Source organism: Clostridium tagluense, from assembly GCF_003865095.1.
Taxonomy (GTDB): domain Bacteria; phylum Bacillota; class Clostridia; order Clostridiales; family Clostridiaceae; genus Clostridium_AD; species Clostridium_AD tagluense.
This window is the reverse complement of record NZ_BHYK01000017.1, coordinates 73,114-93,319: the sequence shown is the minus strand read 5'-3', so window position 1 is coordinate 93,319 and position 20,206 is coordinate 73,114. Positions and strand designations below refer to the sequence as shown.

General features: G+C 30.7%; 22 protein-coding genes. 3 read left to right on the top strand and 19 right to left on the bottom strand.

Annotated features, from left to right (window positions below; genetic code table 11):
- Positions 1-671 precede the first annotated feature (671 nt).
- The gene (locus tag Ctaglu_RS15200) at positions 672-1,256 is read left to right on the top strand and encodes a hypothetical protein (RefSeq protein WP_125003184.1); all 585 of its coding nucleotides are present in this window, start codon (positions 672-674) and stop codon (positions 1,254-1,256) included.
- A gap of 14 nt (positions 1,257-1,270) precedes the next feature.
- Here Ctaglu_RS15200 and Ctaglu_RS15195 read toward each other — a convergent pair whose 3' ends face one another.
- The 12 genes from Ctaglu_RS15195 to hflX all read right to left on the bottom strand — a co-directional run bounded on the left by Ctaglu_RS15195 (position 1,271) and on the right by hflX (position 12,292).
- Positions 1,271-1,837, bottom strand: coding sequence for a hypothetical protein (locus Ctaglu_RS15195; RefSeq protein WP_125003182.1), 567 nt, complete (start codon positions 1,835-1,837; stop codon positions 1,271-1,273).
- Positions 1,838-1,997: 160 nt separating this feature from the next.
- Complete coding sequence (locus Ctaglu_RS15190) at positions 1,998-2,714, bottom strand: hypothetical protein (protein WP_125003180.1); 717 nt, start codon at positions 2,712-2,714, stop codon at positions 1,998-2,000.
- 83 nt (positions 2,715-2,797) lie between these two features.
- Entirely contained in the window at positions 2,798-3,730 is a 933-nt protein-coding gene (locus tag Ctaglu_RS15185) for a DnaA N-terminal domain-containing protein (RefSeq protein ID WP_125003177.1), read from the bottom strand.
- 2 nt (positions 3,731-3,732) lie between these two features.
- Positions 3,733-4,650, bottom strand: a complete 918-nt coding sequence (locus Ctaglu_RS15180; RefSeq protein WP_125003175.1) for a tyrosine-type recombinase/integrase — start codon at positions 4,648-4,650, stop codon at positions 3,733-3,735.
- A gap of 149 nt (positions 4,651-4,799) precedes the next feature.
- Positions 4,800-5,540: a YebC/PmpR family DNA-binding transcriptional regulator gene (locus tag Ctaglu_RS15175; protein ID WP_125003173.1), complete on the bottom strand. Its 741-nt coding sequence runs from the start codon at positions 5,538-5,540 to the stop codon at positions 4,800-4,802.
- A gap of 196 nt (positions 5,541-5,736) precedes the next feature.
- The gene (locus tag Ctaglu_RS15170; protein WP_125003171.1) at positions 5,737-6,378 is read right to left on the bottom strand and encodes a YigZ family protein; all 642 of its coding nucleotides are present in this window, start codon (positions 6,376-6,378) and stop codon (positions 5,737-5,739) included.
- Between the two features lie 64 nt (positions 6,379-6,442).
- Positions 6,443-7,102, bottom strand: coding sequence for a HEAT repeat domain-containing protein (locus tag Ctaglu_RS15165; RefSeq protein WP_125003169.1), 660 nt, complete (start codon positions 7,100-7,102; stop codon positions 6,443-6,445).
- 12 nt (positions 7,103-7,114) lie between these two features.
- On the bottom strand, positions 7,115-8,530 hold the full coding sequence (gene pdxR / locus Ctaglu_RS15160) for a MocR-like pyridoxine biosynthesis transcription factor PdxR (RefSeq protein ID WP_125003167.1): 1,416 nt from the start codon (positions 8,528-8,530) through the stop codon (positions 7,115-7,117).
- Positions 8,531-8,556: 26 nt separating this feature from the next.
- Positions 8,557-9,453: a nucleotidyltransferase domain-containing protein gene (locus Ctaglu_RS15155; protein WP_125003165.1), complete on the bottom strand. Its 897-nt coding sequence runs from the start codon at positions 9,451-9,453 to the stop codon at positions 8,557-8,559.
- 52 nt (positions 9,454-9,505) lie between these two features.
- The gene (locus Ctaglu_RS15150; protein ID WP_125003163.1) at positions 9,506-9,727 is read right to left on the bottom strand and encodes a hypothetical protein; all 222 of its coding nucleotides are present in this window, start codon (positions 9,725-9,727) and stop codon (positions 9,506-9,508) included.
- Positions 9,728-9,859: 132 nt separating this feature from the next.
- Positions 9,860-10,369 carry a hypothetical protein gene (locus Ctaglu_RS15145; RefSeq protein WP_125003161.1) on the bottom strand — a complete coding sequence of 170 codons (510 nt, stop codon included), beginning with the start codon at positions 10,367-10,369 and terminating at the stop codon, positions 9,860-9,862.
- Between the two features lie 135 nt (positions 10,370-10,504).
- Complete coding sequence (gene hflX, locus Ctaglu_RS15140) at positions 10,505-12,292, bottom strand: GTPase HflX (RefSeq protein ID WP_125003213.1); 1,788 nt, start codon at positions 12,290-12,292, stop codon at positions 10,505-10,507.
- A 122-nt stretch (positions 12,293-12,414) separates the two neighbouring features.
- Between hflX and hpt the strand changes: the two genes are divergently transcribed.
- A complete protein-coding gene (gene hpt / locus Ctaglu_RS15135; protein ID WP_125003160.1) occupies positions 12,415-12,939 on the top strand; it encodes a hypoxanthine phosphoribosyltransferase in 525 nt (174 codons plus the stop codon).
- 91 nt (positions 12,940-13,030) lie between these two features.
- Here the strand turns inward: hpt and yunB are convergent, their stop codons facing one another.
- Positions 13,031-13,720, bottom strand: a complete 690-nt coding sequence (gene yunB / locus Ctaglu_RS15130; protein WP_125003157.1) for a sporulation protein YunB — start codon at positions 13,718-13,720, stop codon at positions 13,031-13,033.
- 196 nt (positions 13,721-13,916) lie between these two features.
- Between yunB and Ctaglu_RS15125 the strand changes: the two genes are divergently transcribed.
- Positions 13,917-16,421, top strand: coding sequence for a transglycosylase domain-containing protein (locus tag Ctaglu_RS15125; protein ID WP_125003155.1), 2,505 nt, complete (start codon positions 13,917-13,919; stop codon positions 16,419-16,421).
- Between the two features lie 50 nt (positions 16,422-16,471).
- On the opposite strand, the gene spoVAE is transcribed toward Ctaglu_RS15125, so the two are convergent.
- From spoVAE to spoIIAA, 6 genes are all read right to left on the bottom strand, one after another.
- A complete protein-coding gene (gene spoVAE, locus Ctaglu_RS15120) occupies positions 16,472-16,831 on the bottom strand; it encodes a stage V sporulation protein AE (protein WP_125003153.1) in 360 nt (119 codons plus the stop codon).
- Positions 16,832-16,835: 4 nt separating this feature from the next.
- Positions 16,836-17,852, bottom strand: a complete 1,017-nt coding sequence (spoVAD, locus tag Ctaglu_RS15115) for a stage V sporulation protein AD (RefSeq protein WP_125003151.1) — start codon at positions 17,850-17,852, stop codon at positions 16,836-16,838.
- Between the two features lie 6 nt (positions 17,853-17,858).
- Positions 17,859-18,311, bottom strand: a complete 453-nt coding sequence (spoVAC, locus tag Ctaglu_RS15110) for a stage V sporulation protein AC (RefSeq protein WP_125003150.1) — start codon at positions 18,309-18,311, stop codon at positions 17,859-17,861.
- A 185-nt stretch (positions 18,312-18,496) separates the two neighbouring features.
- Entirely contained in the window at positions 18,497-19,252 is a 756-nt protein-coding gene (gene sigF, locus Ctaglu_RS15105) for an RNA polymerase sporulation sigma factor SigF (RefSeq protein WP_125003148.1), read from the bottom strand.
- A 10-nt stretch (positions 19,253-19,262) separates the two neighbouring features.
- On the bottom strand, positions 19,263-19,691 hold the full coding sequence (spoIIAB, locus tag Ctaglu_RS15100) for an anti-sigma F factor (protein ID WP_125003146.1): 429 nt from the start codon (positions 19,689-19,691) through the stop codon (positions 19,263-19,265).
- 13 nt (positions 19,692-19,704) lie between these two features.
- Entirely contained in the window at positions 19,705-20,040 is a 336-nt protein-coding gene (gene spoIIAA / locus Ctaglu_RS15095; protein ID WP_125003144.1) for an anti-sigma F factor antagonist, read from the bottom strand.
- Positions 20,041-20,206 lie beyond the last annotated feature (166 nt).

Genomic DNA, 20,206 nt, shown 5'->3' with positions numbered 1-20,206 from the left:
AATTATAGGAGATTAATTATTATAGTTGGGTAAACCAATGCTAAAGTAGGTGTTTAAAGGTCTTAGGTTGGGTAATGTAATGATAATGCTTGGGTAATGTAATGATAAAATTATTTTTGTTGAATATTATTTTTGTTGAATATTATTTAACTTATGTGTTATAATATAACAAATGGGGAGAGTATCTTCCGATTAGTTAGAATTTAATGTTTGAATCTTAAAATAACACTGTGGTTAGAGGTTATTTTATAGAATAGTTGCTTTAGTAGAGTAGCTATTTTATTTTTTTGCCGTAACTAATTGAGTTCTGCACCAGTCAATAATTTACATTCGACTATGTTTTGTTAGTTACTCAGCTCCCTTTTATTAATCTAAATTTATTTATATATTTTAATCCGCTAATCTACTTACTTCTTTATAAAATAATAACTATATTAACGTACAAAAATCCTATTTAACTAACTAAAAGTAGTCAATAGGATTTGTTAATCTAACTATAACTAATTTAGTGTTAAATGCGATTAATTTATCTGTTTAAAACAATATAATTAATCAATTTAAACCCCTCAGAATCGTTTCTATTATGAATAAGTTTTTAGTAGTATTGGCTAATCATATTATGGTACAATACAATTGAATTTGACAAAATATCATTATAAGAGGTGGATTTAATGATTATTGATAATGTGAAATGCCTCAACTATTTAAGAGATGAATTCATTGCTTATTGCCCCCAGTATGATTGTGACAAATATTCACTTTCTTTTTTCACTAGTGCAAAACTCAAACAATTCTTATTATTAGAAAATAAGAATATCCCTTTAGAAGCTATTAATTCCTATATCGAAGACCTTTATAATTCTCAAATACAAAAACTTGTTTCTATTGAAATATCAAAAGAAATAGTACCTATTTGTAAAGAATTTAAAGAAGATATCGATTCCAATATTTGTATTTGGTTTTTATGTTTTCCTTTAAGTTTTGAGTATATTAGAAGATATGGTAATAACAATATTACTTTAGTTCATGGACAATTTGAAGAAGGCAATTACCATGCTTGGTTAGAGATAAATGATACTTTTATCTTTGACCCTGTGTTACAGAGATTTTACATTTTAGAACCTTATTATAGACTTAAGAAAATTGCTAGAGTAATGAAATATAGCTATATAGAAGCACTGAATAAATTAAATACTGAAACCCACGCAGGTATTTGGGAAGATTTTAATATATTGGCAACTAATTTACAATCATAACCCTGTGCTTTAGCTTAATATTCCGAAAAATTGCTTAATATATAATTTTTATTAGATTTACACTTACTACAACTTTCATCTGATATATCGTTTATATTACCACAAGTACATTTCCAACTATAGCCTAAGTCCTCAGCATAAGTAATTGGTTTTTCTTTAATATGTTCTACCTTTATTACTTCTTTTATTTTAGGTTCTTTTTGACACTCTGCTTTAATATTATTTTTAATATCTTGAGTTTCTTTTACAGATTTAACAGTACTTTCAGCTTTAAATGTATTTACAGGTTTTATTTCTTCTGTTTCCTCAACTTTATTTCTTGTAACTATGCTATTTTCTAGTATATGTGCTATAGATAACATTATTATTAAAACAATTATGCCACTTACTATTAATGCTATACCCGATACAACTGCTATAGGATTTATCTCATCGCTATAACTACCAATGTCCATTTTACCAAACTTAAACCAAATGAAAATTGCACAAACTATACTGCAAACAAGATTAATCCACCCCACACCTTTTAATCCATCAATTAAATTTCCACCATACGACTCATAACGCTCTAATTTAGTCATTACTAATCTCCCCTTACATAAATTTATTTTTATATTTTAATGTTGTATGGTTGTTACAATTCCATTTTCTACATATACATATTCATTATCATCATCTTAATATGTAAGATATAAACTTTAATAATTTCTATTTTTCCTGGCTTAATCATTCTCAAATATTTCATCTTAATTTTTGAGTATCTATAATAATTTGTTTATTAGTCAAATCTATATCTCTCTGCAAAAGTTTACCTATAGTTGTTAATACATTCCGATATTCTTGTGAATTTTGTGATAGTTTAGTTAACTCATACTTTTGTGCTTCAATTTGAGTCTGAATAGATTTAATCTCAGCAGTATAATCTTTTGTTGTGCTTGTTGATTGCTTGGTTATCGGTGTTATTTCTTTCTGTTCATTGACTATTCTTTTATCATCATCTTCCTTATCTGCTATTTCTTTGTCTGATGCTATTTCTTTGTCTAATGCTATTTTATCTTTTATTGCTTTATCCTTTATGACTTTATCTGCAACTGCCCTAGCTTTTATTATTTTATCCGCTGCTACCTTATCTGATATTATTTTATCAGCTATTTTTTTATCTTCTATTGCTTTGTCTGTTGCTATTTTATTTGCTGTTATTCTTGCTAATTCTACTTCGGCTTTTGCTACTTTAACTGCTTTAACATTTTCAAAGCTTGTATAGGTCGTCAAAAGTAAAATAAAGCATACTATCAATGATATTCCATAGTATTTCATTACGTTTTTTTTATTTCTTTTTTCTGCATTGCCCCACCTTATTACTAATTGTGGTTTAATACATCCTGCAATTATAGCTACTCCACATGCAAAAAATAGCACAAAAAATATTATAGACAGCGACATAAATAAAACTTCCATATTTTAATAACCTCCATTTTTATCAATATAAATTCTAATCATTTTATCTAATTCTACAAAATGCTATTATATTCCTTTATTTTCTATTCCGCTTCCACAATAAAATTAGTTATCGAACTATTTTTAAATGTACTTATAGCCTTAATCAATATATCTCTGTATTTAGATTCTACAATGCTTTTTGTAAAATCATTAGTTGCTCTAAGAATCAATATATCATTTTCTATTCGTGAAGGAGATAAACACATTATCCAAGTTTTAAAGCTTACTTCTGTCATTTCCTTTTTCAAGATTATTGTAATGTTATTCCAAATGGAAAGAAGGCAATCCTCTTCTCTATTATTCTTAGTATTATTTTTAGTATTATTATTAGTATTATTTATCCTCCCAATCGCAGGAACTACTTCCGTCTTATTGGAGGAACTAGAAACTTCCTTTGGGAGGAACTGTACACTCCCTATTGGAGGAACTGGTGTCTTCTCAACAACTTCCGTCTTAATGGAGGAACTGTTGATTTTGCTTAGTTCCGTCTTTTGGGAGGAACTTGAATTGCTTGTACTATTATCGTTGTCTTCTAGTTCCGCCTTTTCGGAGGAACTGAATTTTGAATACTGTATTTTCTCTTGCATTCTTACCTTCTGTTTTTGGTCTAATTCCTTAATAATAGTTTTGCCTTCCTCAATATAACTTAAAATTAAATTCATATTATCAGTAATTTTAAAATGTCTACGTGCAGGTGTCCCCTTTAATTTTTTATCAATTAACCCTAAAGTTATTAGATTTTTAATTGCTTTGTTTTGTGCCTTTTCACCTAATGCAGTTGCTAAATGTAAATCATCAACTGTGTTATAAAAGTAATCTTCCGTGAGCATATTTCCTTTAGCAAAATAAGAATATCGGGAAACTATTTCTGAATATAGTATTGCTTCATTAACACCTAAACGGTGCATTAAAGCTTTATTAATAATTATACTTCCATCATTTCTTAACAGTTCAAATACTGGATTAATATTCATAGTTATTTCCCTCCCCTCAATGATGTTAATGGTGAAGTTTTTATAGACATAGCAACTATTTCCTCGTCCTTTATTGATTGTAAATATATCTTTGTAATCATTACATTCTCATGTCCTAATAGTCTAGATAAACTATAAATATCTAATTTATTGCGTAACTGTTTTTGAGCAAAATAATGTCTTATCGTGTGGGGAGAACATCTTATTTCTTTTCTTACACCTGCAATGTTACCTGCAATTTTTACCACTCTTTCAATAGTTTCAATGGTTAGTGGTAATCCTGTATTTGATAGGAAATAGTTATCATACTTGACATTCTTATCCTTAAAATAGAAATCTTTAATCCTATTGTATTTCATCATAATTTTTTTTAATTCTGGACTTAATCCAACTTGCCTTTCTTTATTACCTTTTCCTTGAATTAAAACATAATTGTCTTTTATGTTATTATTTAATATGCCACAAGTCTCAGCATTCCTAGCTCCTGTATCTACAAGAAAGGCTGTAATAGTTTTATTTCTTGCATTTAAATAAGTTAAATAGTTAAATGCATTTACCATATTTATTACTTCCAAATCAGTAAATGTACTTATTAAAGTCTTAGGTTGTCTTTGCCATGACACTTTCAAACATGGATTTTTAATCACATACTCCTCATTAATGCAATATACAAAAAATGCCCTCATACACTTCAAAATTCCATTTGCATAAGTTTCTGTAAGTCCCTTATCTATTAAAAATCGAAAATATTGTTTAATATGCAAATGAGAAAATTCTTCTAGTTCAGTAATATTAAATTCCTTTTCAACGTAGTTAAAAAACCTCTGATTATTATTTCTATAACTTTTTAAAGTCCTTGGACTAATTTTTCTTATCTCACAATCAAATATAAATTCTTTTAATACTTCATTTATTAACATAAAAAAAACACCCTCTCATATTGATTAATTATCAATATAATAAGGTGTTCAAATGGTACATCCATAACTGAACTACATCAGCTTACTCGTATACCATCATCTAACGATTTTCTCACATGTATACCATCATGCCATTGCCTCTAAAGCCTCTATCCCACAAACTCCTCAGGGAACTCTGCATTATGATAGACATCCTGCACATCATCATCGTCTTCAAGCATATCTATAAGCCTTTGTACCTTAGCTGCGCCTTCTAAGCTAACAGGTGTCATATTATCTGGTATCATTGTAATCTCTGCAGAAGCAAATTCAAAACCTGCCGCTTCCAGCACTTCTCTTACTGCTCCAAAGTTTTCTACAGCTGTGATAATTTCAAACATTTCTACTTCTGCATTAAAATCCTCTGCACCTGCTTCTAGAGCTAGCATCATGATTTCATCTTCATCCATATCTGCTTTTCTTTCTATTATAATTTGTCCCTTTTTAGCAAACATCCAATTTACGCAACCAGTAGCTCCCATGTTTCCACCGCATCTATCAAAAGCATGCCTTACAGTTGCTACACTTCTATTTTTTTTATCTGTTAGTGTGTTAATTACTACAGCAACACCTTCTGCTCCATAACCTTCATAAACTATTTCTTCGTAGTTTATGTCATTAAGCTCACCAGAACCTTTTTTTATTGCTCTAGTTATTGTATCAGCAGGCATGTTATTAGATTTAGCTTTTGCAACTACATCTCTAAGATGAGCATTAATTTCTAAATTAGATCCACCATTTTTAGCTGCCATTATTATTTCTTTACCTAATTTTGTAAATACCTTACCTCTTATAACATCTACCTTACCTTTTTTCTGTTGAATGTTATGCCATTTTGAATGTCCCGACATTTGAAATTCCTCCCACCTAACTATTTTATGTATGAAATTTTTCCAATCACTCCTAATAAATAGTAATAATCCTATGAATTAGTTATAAACACATTACTTTCCCATTATATCATCGAATAAAGTACTTTTCAAATAAAAAAAGAAAAGTATTTACACTTTTCTTACAATTCACTAAAGGATGTGGTATACCCACATATTATTCATATAATCTGTTTTCTAATTTAAAGTACATTTTGGGCTCTTCTTCTTCAAACAGTGCTTTTCCAGAAGTAACTTCAGTTATTTGTGACTGTAATTTTTCTAGATTACTAAACTCACAGAGTATTTTAATTTTTACTTTGTCAGTATACTCTATATCCTCTATATGGGTGTTCCCTTCCGCACATACATGCTGCAACTTCCCAAGTAAATCATATTCAATTACTATTTCTAAGGGAATACCTTTAACCTTCTCCACTACTCCTGCTTCTTTAATAGCTAGGGATGCACCTTTAGAATATGCTCTTGCAAGCCCTCCAGTGCCAAGAAGAATCCCTCCAAAATACCTTGTAACTACTACAACTACATCTGTAATATCGCTCTTTTTTAAAACTTCTAGCATAGGAATTCCTCCTGTGCCATGAGGTTCCCCATCATCACTATATCTTTGTATCATTCTATTTTCACCGATTATATAGGCATAAACATTGTGCCTAGCTTCTTTGTGCTGACTTTTAACATTTTGGATAAATTCCTTAGCTTCCTCTTCGGTTTCAACTCTTTTGCCATGGCCAATGAAAATAGATTTTTTCTCTTTAAATTCAGCTTTTGATTCATTTTTTATCGTAAAATAGCTCATATAAGTTCTCCCGTCATTGCATAAATCTTCTAGAGTAAATTCAAGGTTAGCCTCTAGTTTTCTTCTATATTTGCTCCATAAGTATTAAGAAGCTTTGTGCAGCATCTATTATGTATTTTTTGTCTGTGTTATCCTGTAAGTATTTTATCTTTGCAATAGCTTTTTCACTTTTTATTTTACCTAGAGATTTTATTGCATAACTTATCACTTGTGGATTTTCATCGGTCAGGGATCTAAGTAATGCCACTTCTGCTCTTTCATCTCCAAGTTTCCCCATTGCAGAAACCGCCATTCTGCGTATATTTATGGATTTATTAACAGAAGCTTTTACTAAAATATCTAAACAAGATACTTCCTTTAATTCTCCCAAAATCCAAACTGCTGCCTCTTTGTCCTTAGGATACATCTCCCCATAAGTAATTTTTATTAATTGGGTTAATTTATTTTTATTATCCTCGCCCATTGAATTTAAAAAATGAATTTTATCTTCTTTTCCTGCCACCGCAATGCTCTTAAAAAGTTCAGAAGGGTCATTGCTTTTCACTAAAAATCTATATTTTATTTTACCATCTATAATATGTTTTTGTACAATGGCATTATCCAAGTTTCTTATTTTACATATGGCTTCCATTGTTTTGCCCTCTAAAAATAAGAAATAGGATATTTCTTCCTCTGAATATGTGCTAATGCATTGCCAGTCAATGTCAACTAATCCCTTTTTCAAAATCTTCTCTCCTTATCTTTTGGGTATTTTTTCAAGTATCTTTGAGATAACTTTAATTCCTTCTTCTATTTCAGGCTTTTTTAATTCTGAAAAACTCAATCTAAAATAATTATTGCCTTGCTCTGCATTTTTATAAAATAAAACTCCGGGTGTAATTAGAACTTTTTTATTCTTGCAACTGTAAAATAAATCCATAGAATTAATTTTCAAATTTTCATCTATTTTAAAATAAAAATTAATTCCACCTCCAGGAGTAAAATAACTAACTTTTTTGCCTAAATATTTATCTATACAATTTATCATAAAGTCATATTTATCTTTATACGCCATATTGAGATAGTTTATATGCTGCTTCCAAAGATCTTTATTTATATATAAATCCAGAGCACGTTGCATAAGACTTGAAGTTGATATATCTGTGTTAATTTTTGAATTTTGTATGTGCTCCTTGTATTTCTCTGGTGATATCATATATCCTAGTCTTATTCCTGGCAGAAATATCTTTGAAAAACTCTTAATATAAATAACTCTGTCATTTTTGTCTAAGCTCTTAAAACTCTTATATTGCTTTTGGTCATATATTAGCTCAGATAAATAATCATCTTCAACAATGTAGAAATCATAGCACTCTGCAAGCTCTAATATTTTTAGCTTTTTCTCCAAACTATAGGTGGCTCCTGTAGGATTTTGAAAATAACTCATGGCATAAAAACATTTGATTCTATTCTTTTTTAGTATTTGTTCAAATTGACTTAAATCTATGCCATCTTCTAGTATATCAACTTCAAATATATTAGCCCTTCTCCATTTAAAAACCGTTAGTGCACCACCATAGGTTGGCTTTTCTACAACCACATTATCGTGAACATTTATTATAGATTTTGACACTATATCAATACCCTGTTGTGCACCAGAAAGAATCAATATATCTTCAGTACTTACCTTATTGTCCCAAAAAAAACTGCTTATACTATTTCTAAGACCTTCATACCCCAAAGATTCCTTATAGGCAAAAGCTTCTGCACCATCTCTATCTAATACTTCATTTAATACATCTTTAAATACTGTTACTGGGAAAAACTCACTACTTGTGATTTCTCCTGTAAAATCTACATATATTTTAAGGTCTTTTCCAGAGATTTTTTTTAAGGTATTTGAATATTCTTTTTTAAATTTTATGTTTGTATCTCTTCTTTTAGCATAAGTTCCGCTACCCATCTTTTGATAAGCATAGCCCTCCGCCTCCAGCTTTTTATATGCACTAACTATGGTAACCTCATTAACCATAAGTGTTTTTGCTAATTTCCTTATAGATGGTAATTTTTCACCATCAAAAATATTATTTTTATCAATCATTTTTTTTATATACTTTGATATTTCTATGTATTTCGGAATGTCTTGGTTAAATTCAATTTCATACTTCTCCATATCTACACCTATCTATTTCAAAATTATTAGACAAAATAAACATTTTGTTTAAATAAGGTTTTATCCTTCTCTATCTTGAAATCTCTACTTTCTTTTTTGATAATGTCTCTTTCCCAAAGTTTATTAAGTAATTCTTCCATGTCTATATCAAAATCCACAAACAAATCCTCTGCCATAATTTCCTCAGCACTTAAAAACTTATCTTGTTCTCTCATATAGTTTAAAAGTAAGTTACAATTGCTCTTAATACTTGAATTTATGCTTTCCTCTAAAAAGGTCATAGTTTCTTGAATTGTTTCTGCCAAGTTTGTTTTTTCAAAAAATAATTTATCAACGCATTGTTTAAAATCTTCATTTAGATTCATGGCCATAGCCAGAACATCTTTACTAATCATATACCCTGATGAATTAACAAATAGCCTTGAATACTTTTCTATACATCTTATGGCAGTAGTGTAGGAGGTATAGATACCATTGCTCCATAAATACTTTTTACATACTCCCATATCTTTTAAAAGTTTTCCTAAAAAAAACATACCCCAACGCTCTCTATCAATATCAGGGAAAAATCTACCACCGTCAAACCTTACTGTTATATCCATATCTTTTGAGAATACTAATCTTGAAGATGAAAAAATTCTATGTATATATCCGCCCTTTAGATTGTCAGAATAAATTTGTATAAATTTTTCTTTACCCATGAGTTTAATATGAACAGGAACATCCTTTTCTTCTGTATGTATGTCTCGAATTTTCTCGAAATTCTCTTTGACAATTACAAAAAGATCAATATCTGATTCTTCCCACAAATCTCCTGTCACCATACTTCCAAAAACCATTACTGATAAAACAGATTCATCAATTTTTATTCTATCTACTACACTATTAAAGGCCTTTTGATATTGTAAAATAGTTTTTTTCATTCACGTTACCCCCAATTTTTAATGTGCTTTAGTATCCTTAAAAGTATTTTTCCTAAATCAATATTTTGTTAATTGTAATTCTTCTATAAAAATTACAATTACTGCACTGATATATATGAACACAGAACTTATCATGGTCATTAATCTCCATATTGGCACTATAATCATCAAAATATTCTTGTATTATTCCTTTATCTGTCATTATATCACTACACTTTTCACACTTGCAAACTTTTCTTTCTAAATTATTGCAAACCGGACACACTTTTTCCATGATATTACCTCCAAATTCAATATTATATTTATTTTTAGCAGTTTTCATAATAATAATCCTTAATTTTCTAGTACCTAAAATAAAAAGAATCAGGGTCAAATTAACCTTGATTCTCTTTAACATTATAAAAAATCATTTGCAATCATACTTTGCGAGTTTCAACATATTATCAATTTTACATTTCAACACTTTAATTAAATCTTCAGAAATTTCATTAACGCCTTCAACTAAATTTAGGGCATCTTTAATTTTTGAACTACGGCCAAAATTTGTATTTGCCAAACTACCTGCAGCACTTGAATAACTAATAGATGCAGTAGCTAAAGAGTACAGAGTGTCTATTAGTGGTTTTACATCATTTTCAAAATATGCCTTTGCTTTAAAATCTAGTTGTAATCTATCTACTTCATATCTTAAAATATTTATGTTTACAGCCTTATCTGCCAAGGATTTAATATCAAAACAGTTTGTTGTGTCACTAGTATCAGATACTGGTTGTTGCATAGATGCATATTCATAAATATTCTTATATTGCTGAGTAATATCATCTATAATTTTTTTTTGATATTGGTTGTCATCTTGCCAAGTTGATTTTTTGCTTTTCCTATTTTCATTATCTGAATTTAATTTATCCTCTCCCATATCTACTCCTAAATCCTATGATAAATGCTATAGACCTAACACTTAATTATATAATCTAGCCACAAATTTTATTACACTTATTTAATTTTTTTAATAACACAACTTTATCCATTACAAAATATATTTCAGTTTAATCTAAACTAAAATATATTTTTCACACTTATTGTAAACTTCATTGTCCCCTTGTACTGTCATAAGTGTTCCCTCTTCGTTGTATTCTTCTGATTCCACTTTAGAACCTCTATGCAAATATGCCACCATGGACTGATCAGTATATGGAATAAGCACATTAAATTTTTTAAGTGTATATGGAAGATCTTCACAAGCTTCTTTTAGTAACCCTTCCAAATTTGTACCATACTTAGCTGATATTTCTATGCATTTCAAATTTTTATATTTTTCTTTAATCTTTAGGATGTTTTCTTGAGAAGATTTATCAATTTTATTTAGCACCAATATCATCGGCTTATCAATTGCCGCAAGTTCTGCTAAAACGGCATCTACAGCTTCTATTTGTAGCTCTGCAGTGTCTGAGGATACATCCACTATGTGCATCAATAAATCTGAATATACAACTTCTTCTAATGTAGATTTAAAGGCTTCCACCAGGTCATGGGGAAGTTTTCTTATAAAACCTACAGTATCTGTTACTGCTGCCACACGATTATCAGGTAATAGTAGTGCTCTTGTTGTTACGTCTAAGGTTGCAAAGAGCATATCTGCTTCAAAGACTTTATCTTTTTGAACAGCGCTTTTTAGTGAGGCTACATCGCATAATACATTTCTAAGTGTTGATTTTCCAGAATTAGTGTACCCAACTAAAGATATTTTTGAAATACTTTCGCGACTTCTTTTTTCCCTTTGTACATTTCTTGTGGTTCTTATTTTTTCTAATTCTTTATTTAAATCAAAAATACCTTCGCGTATTCTTCTTTTATCTATTTCTAATTTTTTCTCTCCAGGACCTCTTGTGCCAATTCCTGCACCTGTTCTTGAAAGCATAGTTCCAAGTCCTGTTAAACGTGGTAACCTATATTTTAATTGTGCAAGTTCAACTTGAATTTTTGCTTCCCTAGTTCTTGCTCTTCGTGCAAATATCTCTAATATTAATGTAGTCCTGTCTATAACCTTACAACCAAGCACTTCTTCCAAATTTCTAACTTGAGAGCCAGATAATTCATCATCAAAAATAACTACGTTTGCTCTTAATGCTTGCCTAATACCCGCAATTTCTTCTGCTTTACCACTACCTATGTATAAGGCTGGATCTATTTTATGTCTATTTTGCAGAATTATATCTACAGTTACTACATTACATGCCTTTGCTAGTTCCCTAAGTTCTACTAAATCCTCTTCACTTTCTATACCCACTAAGATAGCTCTTTCTACATCATCTTCAATGATTTCACTTGTCTTCATTAATTTTTCTATATGTTTAACTTTGTCTATGATATCATATTCTATTACTTTATCTATGCTTATGGGTCCTATTTCTTCTTCTACTAGAATATTATTTTCTATTCCACAAAAACCTACATTATATTTTAAGTCTTCTTTTTCTGATATTCCAATTGCCACTATACAATCTAACTTTAGTTTTACTAGTGCTGACATATCAAGAGCAGATAATCTAGAATTTCCATTTGGGTGAGTATGTACTATTTTAACTCCTGATAACCGTCCTTCTCTTATATCAATTATAGGCAGTTCCACTGTGCTACTGTCACCAATTGCCATACTAATTATTTTACCTTTTCTATCAATTGCGGCACTGACTTCTCTTTTTAAATCTTGTGTTACCTCGACTAATATATCTACTAATTCTTCAGATAAAATGCAATCTTTAGAAACTCTTATATCACAAGCAGTTTCTAATTTATTTAAAATTGAATTCTTAACCCCATCAATATTTCCATATATCATCATAAATCACTCCATTCTAATAATATTTTAACAAGTTTTCTTATTCTTATACTTGACAACTATCCTATAATTTTATACTATTGAAGCAATATTGTAAATATATAACGAGGGCGGGATTAACATTGGATGATAAAAAAATAAATATTCTTATATCTAAAGAACAAATTGATGAAAGAGTTGGACAACTTGGCGCAGAAATATCCAAAGATTATGATGGAAAAAAATTATATATTCTTTCATTACTCCGAGGTAGTTTTATATTTACTGCGGATCTTGTACGTCAAATCACTGTGCCTACAAAAATAGGCTTTATGACAACTTCAAGTTATGGTGCAGACGAAGAGTCAAGTGGAACAGTTAATATTATAAATGACATCCCAGATAATATTTCTGGCTTCGATGTACTAATAGTGGATGATATTGTTGATACAGGCATAACTATGAATTCCATTATGACTAGGGTTAGATCCCTTGGAGCTGCTTCTGTTAAATCTTGTGTTCTTTTAGATAAACATGAAAGAAGAAAAATTGATATAATACCAGATTATTGTTGTTTTGAAATTCCAGATCTTTTTGTTGTGGGTTATGGATTAAATTACGGAGACTATTATAGAAATATACCTTACGTATTTAATTGGGAAGCTTAAGCTTTTTTAGCATCTTCCTTGCGAATTATTAACAAAATATAATTAGAAATAAAAAAAAGTACGTTTAATAACGTGCTTTTTTATATTTATCTTATTTCTCACCACTATTGCCCAATTTAAAACCCGTACCATTTAAATCTAACCCAATTGCAGTATTGGGTATTTTTCCCACTATAATAGTTTCAGCAATTGGTATTTCATTAGCTACTTCAATATCATTGCTTTTCAATGGAATAATCACTCTAACTGTGGTTTTTACTTTAACATAGATTTTATGTCTCGTTTGATTTATACCTGCACTTTCAAACTCCGAAGAATATTTAGTTTCTACAAGGCCTACGGGCTGCATTTTTATATTTATGCATGGACCATAATAAGATAAAATATTATTTCTTGTGATATAACCTATAGGGACTTTGATGCCTATATCCCCCAATTTCAAGAGTTCCTTTTGTGATTCTAGAGCAACATCACAGGCTATTTTATTCATTTTTAAAGTATCTGCTTTTAGCATTACAATATTCCCCTGCGCATCTTTATCAACCCTTATAATTTCATCGTAATTAAACTGTTTGGAATATTCGTTTATAATTGCTTTATTAACAATTTCTGTAGCTTTTGCTCTCATTTCTGCATCTGCCACAGCCATTACAGTTGGCATTATGATTTTATCAAAAATATATATGAACATTGTAAAATTTATAATAATTATGGTTATAATTAATAATACTCTAGTTTTAATCTTATTGTTAAACTTATTTCTAATATTTATTACCTCCATTTAAGGTTATATGTTATTATATGTAACTCTTTTAAGCTACAGAATTAAATAGTGTATCAAAATGGATATTTTATATTAGTATATTTATATGGTATAATATTAAAAGTTAATTCTACTTAGATAGTATAAGTTTTACAATAAGACCTGGAAATTAATAATTATAATCCGCTCCAGATAAATACGAGGAGGATATTGAATGAAAGATAAAAAAACTACTCCAAAGAAGAAAAAATCAACTGGTAAGAAAGTTTTCAAAAGCATTTTTTTAACAATTCTATCTATAGCATTAATAGCCATGGTAGCTATTGGAGGAGTAGTTGTAGCTATGGTTAAGACAGCTCCCGAATTAGATATTAATGAATTTTTAAAATTAGATGAACCCTCAACACTATATGACAATTCTCAAAAGTATATGGATGAATATATTACCTCAGAAAGAAGAACTAATATATCTATTAATAAAGTTCCAGTAGTCCTTAAGGATGCATTTATAAGTATTGAGGATTCTAGATTTGATACCCACCCTGGTATTGACATAAAAAGATTGGGTGGAGCTGTATTAAATGATATAAAAATAAAAATACATGGTAGTGGCGCGAGTCTCCAAGGCGCTTCAACTATAACTCAACAATTGGTTAAATATAGAATGTTTTTAGCAGATTCTATAGAAAACAGAACTTCTATAAAAAGAAAAGTCCAAGAAATTTCTCTTTCGCTAAAACTAGAGAAGGTTTTGACCAAAGATCAAATTTTAGAGGCTTATATTAATACTATTTTTTTAGGCGGAAAAGCTCACGGTGTAGAAGCCGCCTCCCAGCAATATTTCGGCAAATCTATTGAGGCTTTGTCTTTAAAACAATGTGCTTTTATTGCTAGCGCTGCACAAAATCCTAGTCTTTCTTATAATTTATCATATAAAGCATCTAAATCTAAAGAAGCTTTTGTTTCAAATAGAACAAAAGCTGTTCTTGAAAACATGCTAAAATATAATAAAATCAGCAAAAATCAATTTGATTCAGCTATGGCTGAAAATCTAGTATTTAATTTTTCAATAAAAGACGCAAATAAGATGGACTTTGAGTCCTTTTCTAGGCCTGTAATCCTTCAGGTTGCTGAGGATCTAATGAAGACATTAAATATTAACAAAGAAGAGGCTTATTCCATGCTTATGTACGACGGTTTAAAAATCACTACAACTATGGATAGATCTATGCAAATTAAGTCACAGGCTATAATTGATGACCCTGTTGCGTCAAATAAAAAAAACAGCTATGATTATATATTTCCTAGAGATGGTAACCTTAACCTTAAACAAGCAAATATCCAAGCTTCTTGCGTTATCATGGATTATCGTACAGGTGAAGTTAAAACTATTATAGGCGGCCGTGGCGTTGAGGGTCCTATGTCTTATAATAGAGCTGCTTCTAGTGACTTCTTAAAGGCTCCTGGCTCAAGCATTAAGCCACTAACTGTATATAGTCCAGCTATTGATTCAAAAATTGCTACAGCTTCTACAATTATTGAAGATTCACCTGTACCTGAAGAAATAGGAAAAAAATATGGTGCTCCAGGTGACCCTCCTTATAATCCTAGAAATTCTCCTGATATATATTATGGATATTTAACTCTAAGAGATTGTTTAAAGCATTCCGTTAACGTGGCTGCCGTGAAAATTGAGGATATGATTGGTCTTAAGACTGGTATTTCTTATGGCGAAAAATTCGGATTGCAATTAGATGAAACTGATAAGAGAAGTATGTCTGCTATGGCACTAGGTCAATTAGATGGTGGTAGTTATAAGGGAACTAATCCTCTCACTATGGCCACTGCATATGGTGTTTTTGGTAACAATGGAATGAGATCTACTCCAAGATTATACACTAAAGTAGTTGATAGAAGTGGTAAAATAATACTTCAAACAAAATATGACCCAAAAACTGTTTTATCACCTCAAAGTGCTTATATAATGTATGATTTACTACAAGGACCTGTAAGTGCAGATGGTACTGGTCCAAACGCTAATTTCGGTAACATGCCTGTTAGAGGTAAAACTGGTACTTCTTCTGATTCAAAAAACTTATGGTTTGTTGGATTAACTCCTTATTATTCTGCAGCTATTTGGATTGGAACAGATGATGGAGCTAAAATTGAAGGAATGGGTAGTAATACTGCCGCCTTGCTGTGGGGAAATGTTATGAAAGAAGCCCATACTAATCTTCCAGTTAAGGAAGTAGAGCGGCCTTCTGGTATATCCGACTTTTCTGTATCAAAGGATTCTGGTGATATACCAACAGATTTAACTTATTCGGACCCAAGAGGAAATAGAGTCTACTCTGAACTATTTATTGACGGAACTCAACCTACAACACTGGATAGCATACATGTTCTGGCTAGAGTTACCAGAGGGCCTAATGGCAACTATGTTCTTGCCTCAGAGTCTACTTCACCTGGAAATATTGAAACAAGAATTTTTATAAAGAGGAGTTATCATAATGCTACGCTATTAGACTCAGCTTATGTATTACCAACATCAGTTGATTCCTTTTCAAATCAATTTATACCTCCTGTTACGAGTCCGCCTGTTACAAAGCCCCCTGTTACGAATCCACCAGTTACGGATCCACCAGTTACGAATCCACCAGTTATAAATCCACCCGTTACAGATCCAACGGGTGTTAATCCCCCTGTTAATGCACCTTAAAACAGAAATAAAAAACTACTATCAAATTTTAATATTTGATAGTAGTTTTTTTATCCCTTAGTTTTAGGATTAAATAATAATGCCATGATATATCCAAAGAAAATTGCAGCAGTAATACCTCCCGCAGTACCTTTTATTCCTCCAGTAAATGCTCCTATAAGACCAACCTTATCTACTTCCTTCATTACACTTTTAGCTAAACTACAGCCAAAGCCTGGCAGTGGTATACTTCCACCTGCTTTGCCATATTTTATAACTACATCATATATATTTAATGCGCCTAGTATTACTCCACCAGTTACAAATACAACTAATATTCTAGCTGGAGTTAATTTAGTAGTATCCATAAGTATCTGACCTATTACACAAATTGCACCACCCACTATAAAAGTCATAATGTAATTATTCATTCATTTATTCACCTCCAAACTCTATACAAACGGCATGTGCTATTCCAGGTATTGTTTCTCCCTGCAAAGATGAAGTAGGACTTAAGAGTGCGCCTGTAGACACTAGAAGCATTCTTCTAAATTTCCCCTTTAGCATGTTTTTGTATAAATATCCTGTCGCAACCACTGCCGAACAGCCACAACCACTACCACCTGCATTGGTTCCCTGTTTTTCAGCATTGAAAATTTCCTCACCACAGTCAATATAATGTCCTTTCATATTATACTTATATTCCAAGAGTAATTCCTCTGTAAACTTTCTTCCTACCATACCTAGGTCTCCAGTAGCAATAATATCATAATCCGAGGGTTTTCTGCCCGTGTCCAAAAAGTGTTGTTTAATAGTATCCACAGCTGCTGGTGCCATGGCAACTCCCATATTATTTACATCTGTTATCCCATAGTCTTTAACTTTTCCAGTTGTAACATGTGTGACATAAGGAAAATCACCTTTTTTACCCAAAACCATTGCTCCAGCACCTGTAACCGTCCATTGTGCCGTTGGAGCTCTCTGACTTCCCATTTCTAATGGAAATCTATATTGTCTTTCAGCTGATGAGAAATGTGAAGAAGTAGCCGCTACAACATAATTAGCCATGCCTCCTTCCATTATCATTGAACCTATACTTAAAGACTCTGCCATAGTTGAACAGGCCCCATAAAGTCCTAGAAAAGGTATATTCAAATCTCTAGCTGCAAAACTTGAAGAGATTAACTGATTTAGTAAATCTCCTGCTAGCAGATAATTTATGTCAACTTCTTTTAGTTTTGCTTTTTTTATACTTTCTGTAATAGCTGTATACAATAAACTAGTTTCAGCTTTTTCAAAACTCTCAGTTCCATTAAGATCATCTTGCAGAATTCTATCAAAATACTCTTTTAATGGCCCTTTACCTTCCTTAGGTCCCACTACATTATATGTACCAATAATTCTAGGTTTGCTTTGAATTTCTACTGTTTGAACTCCAATTCTTCTACCCATTTTTAATCACCACCTTAAAAAATAATATAAAATCCCCACAATTACAGAGGAACCAATACCATATACTAAAACAGGTCCTGCAATTGTAAACATTTTAGCCGCTACACCAAAAACAAAACCCTCTTTTTTAAATTCCATTGCTGGTGAAACAATGGAATTTGCAAACCCAGTAATTGGTACAACAGAACCTGCTCCTGCAAAATCACCTAGCTTATCATATATTCCTATGCCCGTAAGTATAGCTCCTAGAAAGACCATAACTATGGAAACGTAAGTCCCTAGTTCATCACTGGGAACACCCATTCTAGAAAAAAAGTCACTAACAAATTGTCCAATTACACATATAAATCCTCCAACCCAAAAAGCATTAAAGCAATGCATAAGTAAATTAGGCTTAGGAATTTTATTAGAATTAAGATGTTCAAATTTTTTCCTTATAGTTTTTTCTTCCACTTTCATGAAATATCCTCCTTGTCCTTCTCTAAAATGGACATTATTAATTATACTGAATTATGTTTTTAGAATATCGTTTATCACTAAGTTATTATTTGCAATTATATGATTTTTAGTCAAAAAAAATAAGAATCATTTATAGATAAACAATTTCAAAATAAAACATTGAAATTGTTTATCTATATTTCATCTTAACCACTCAATTTTTCCTTCATTATTTTCAATACTTTCTTTTCTATTCTTGATACTTGTACTTGGCTGATGCCCATCATTTTAGCTACCTGAATTTGAGTATTATCTTTAAAATACCTAAGCATAATTATTTGCCTTGATTTTGCGTCCAGTTTTCTAAGTGCTTCTTTAAGTGCAATTTTATCTAAAACCTCATTATCTTCTTCATATTTTTCACTTAATTTATCTATCAGCAGTACTGGCGCTCCATCATCTTGGTGTATTGTATCAAATAAATACTGCATGTTACTCGCAGACTCTAGTGCATATACTATATCTTCTTTTTCTATGTCAGAAAAAACTGACAATTCTTCAATAGTAGGATCTCTACCTAATTCTTTTGTTAGTGTCTCTTTATCATAATGTAATTTCCTTGCAGTATTTTTAACACTTCTGCTTACTTTTATAATTCCATCGTCCCTAAGAAATCTTTTGATTTCTCCCATTATCATTGGTACTGCATAGGTAGAAAATTTCACATTATACTTAGTGTCAAAATTGTTAATTGCTTTTACTAGACCAATGCATCCAATTTGGAATATATCATCATACTCGTATCCTCTATTAAGAAATTTTTTACTAATTGATGAAACCAATGGTAAATTCATCTCTACTAGTTTATCTAATGCACCTGGTTCTCCACTTCTAGCTAATTGAATGAGTTGCATATTGTCTTCATAATTATAATTATTTTTTTTAACTATTTTTTGATCCATAATATTCCACCTAACATAAAGGATTAAATATTTTTTTCATTATTATACTTGTTCCCCTACCTTTATCAGACTTTACTTCTAAGCTGTCCATAAAAGTTTCCATTACAGTAAAACCCATACCTGACCTCTCTAAGTCTGGACGGGAAGTATATAATGGTTGCATAGCAATCTTTAGATCGTCAATTCCTTTTCCCAGGTCGCTGATTATCACTGTTAATTCATTTTCATTAATAATAGCTTCTATTGTAATCATTTCTTCTTCGCTATCATATCCATGGATAATAGCATTGGTAACTGCTTCAGATACAGCAGTTTTGACATCGCTAATTTCTTCAATTGTTGGATCTAATTGCGCCGCAAATGCTGCTACTGCTACTCTTGCAAAACCTTCATTCTGGGATTTACTTAAAAATTCGATTTTAATTCTATTGTGACCCATATTAATCCCCCCACTAAATATTGTTTACAGCTTGTTCAACATCATCATATAGCATGATGATTTTAAACATTCCGGACAACTCAAACACTCTTTTTACTGAAGATTTAATGTTTGTTACACATACTTTCCCACTTCTCATATGTAACTTTTTGTATCTTCCAATAACCACTCCGATACCGGAACTATCCATAAAGGACACTCCCTCAAAATCCATAATTAATTTGTTATAGCTATTTCGGTCTAAGCGATCGTCTATCATATTCCTTACTTCTTCAGCACTATGATGGTCTAATTCTCCCGACATGTAAACAATTAATTTATCTCCATTATTTTCAAAATTTAAATGCATATTCTTCCCCCTTGAATCATTCTAAATTAGAATATTTTTTTAGTTTTGTATAAATATCATACCTTTCTTATATATTCTACCAATTACATAATTTTCCTTCTTTTTTTTATAATTTTTAAACTTTTTTTATATTATACCCATTTGCATTCATTTAATACATTATATG

Excerpts from the sequence above, each read along its gene's own strand:
- Ctaglu_RS15200 (WP_125003184.1), top strand. The coding sequence starts at position 672 with ATGATTATTGATAATGTGAAATGCCTCAACTATTTAAGAGATGAATTC.
- Ctaglu_RS15195 (WP_125003182.1), bottom strand. The coding sequence starts at position 1,837 with ATGACTAAATTAGAGCGTTATGAGTCGTATGGTGGAAATTTAATTGAT.
- Ctaglu_RS15190 (WP_125003180.1), bottom strand. The coding sequence starts at position 2,714 with ATGGAAGTTTTATTTATGTCGCTGTCTATAATATTTTTTGTGCTATTT.
- Ctaglu_RS15185 (WP_125003177.1), bottom strand. The coding sequence starts at position 3,730 with ATGAATATTAATCCAGTATTTGAACTGTTAAGAAATGATGGAAGTATA.
- Ctaglu_RS15180 (WP_125003175.1), bottom strand. The coding sequence starts at position 4,650 with ATGTTAATAAATGAAGTATTAAAAGAATTTATATTTGATTGTGAGATA.
- Ctaglu_RS15175 (WP_125003173.1), bottom strand. The coding sequence starts at position 5,540 with ATGTCGGGACATTCAAAATGGCATAACATTCAACAGAAAAAAGGTAAG.
- Ctaglu_RS15170 (WP_125003171.1), bottom strand. The coding sequence starts at position 6,378 with ATGAGCTATTTTACGATAAAAAATGAATCAAAAGCTGAATTTAAAGAG.
- pdxR (WP_125003167.1), bottom strand. The coding sequence starts at position 8,530 with ATGGAGAAGTATGAAATTGAATTTAACCAAGACATTCCGAAATACATA.
- Ctaglu_RS15155 (WP_125003165.1), bottom strand. The coding sequence starts at position 9,453 with ATGAAAAAAACTATTTTACAATATCAAAAGGCCTTTAATAGTGTAGTA.
- Ctaglu_RS15150 (WP_125003163.1), bottom strand. The coding sequence starts at position 9,727 with ATGGAAAAAGTGTGTCCGGTTTGCAATAATTTAGAAAGAAAAGTTTGC.
- Ctaglu_RS15145 (WP_125003161.1), bottom strand. The coding sequence starts at position 10,369 with ATGGGAGAGGATAAATTAAATTCAGATAATGAAAATAGGAAAAGCAAA.
- hflX (WP_125003213.1), bottom strand. The coding sequence starts at position 12,292 with ATGATATATGGAAATATTGATGGGGTTAAGAATTCAATTTTAAATAAA.
- yunB (WP_125003157.1), bottom strand. The coding sequence starts at position 13,720 with ATGGAGGTAATAAATATTAGAAATAAGTTTAACAATAAGATTAAAACT.
- Ctaglu_RS15125 (WP_125003155.1), top strand. The coding sequence starts at position 13,917 with ATGAAAGATAAAAAAACTACTCCAAAGAAGAAAAAATCAACTGGTAAG.
- spoVAE (WP_125003153.1), bottom strand. The coding sequence starts at position 16,831 with ATGAATAATTACATTATGACTTTTATAGTGGGTGGTGCAATTTGTGTA.
- spoVAD (WP_125003151.1), bottom strand. The coding sequence starts at position 17,852 with ATGGGTAGAAGAATTGGAGTTCAAACAGTAGAAATTCAAAGCAAACCT.
- spoVAC (WP_125003150.1), bottom strand. The coding sequence starts at position 18,311 with ATGAAAGTGGAAGAAAAAACTATAAGGAAAAAATTTGAACATCTTAAT.
- sigF (WP_125003148.1), bottom strand. The coding sequence starts at position 19,252 with ATGGATCAAAAAATAGTTAAAAAAAATAATTATAATTATGAAGACAAT.
- spoIIAB (WP_125003146.1), bottom strand. The coding sequence starts at position 19,691 with ATGGGTCACAATAGAATTAAAATCGAATTTTTAAGTAAATCCCAGAAT.
- spoIIAA (WP_125003144.1), bottom strand. The coding sequence starts at position 20,040 with ATGCATTTAAATTTTGAAAATAATGGAGATAAATTAATTGTTTACATG.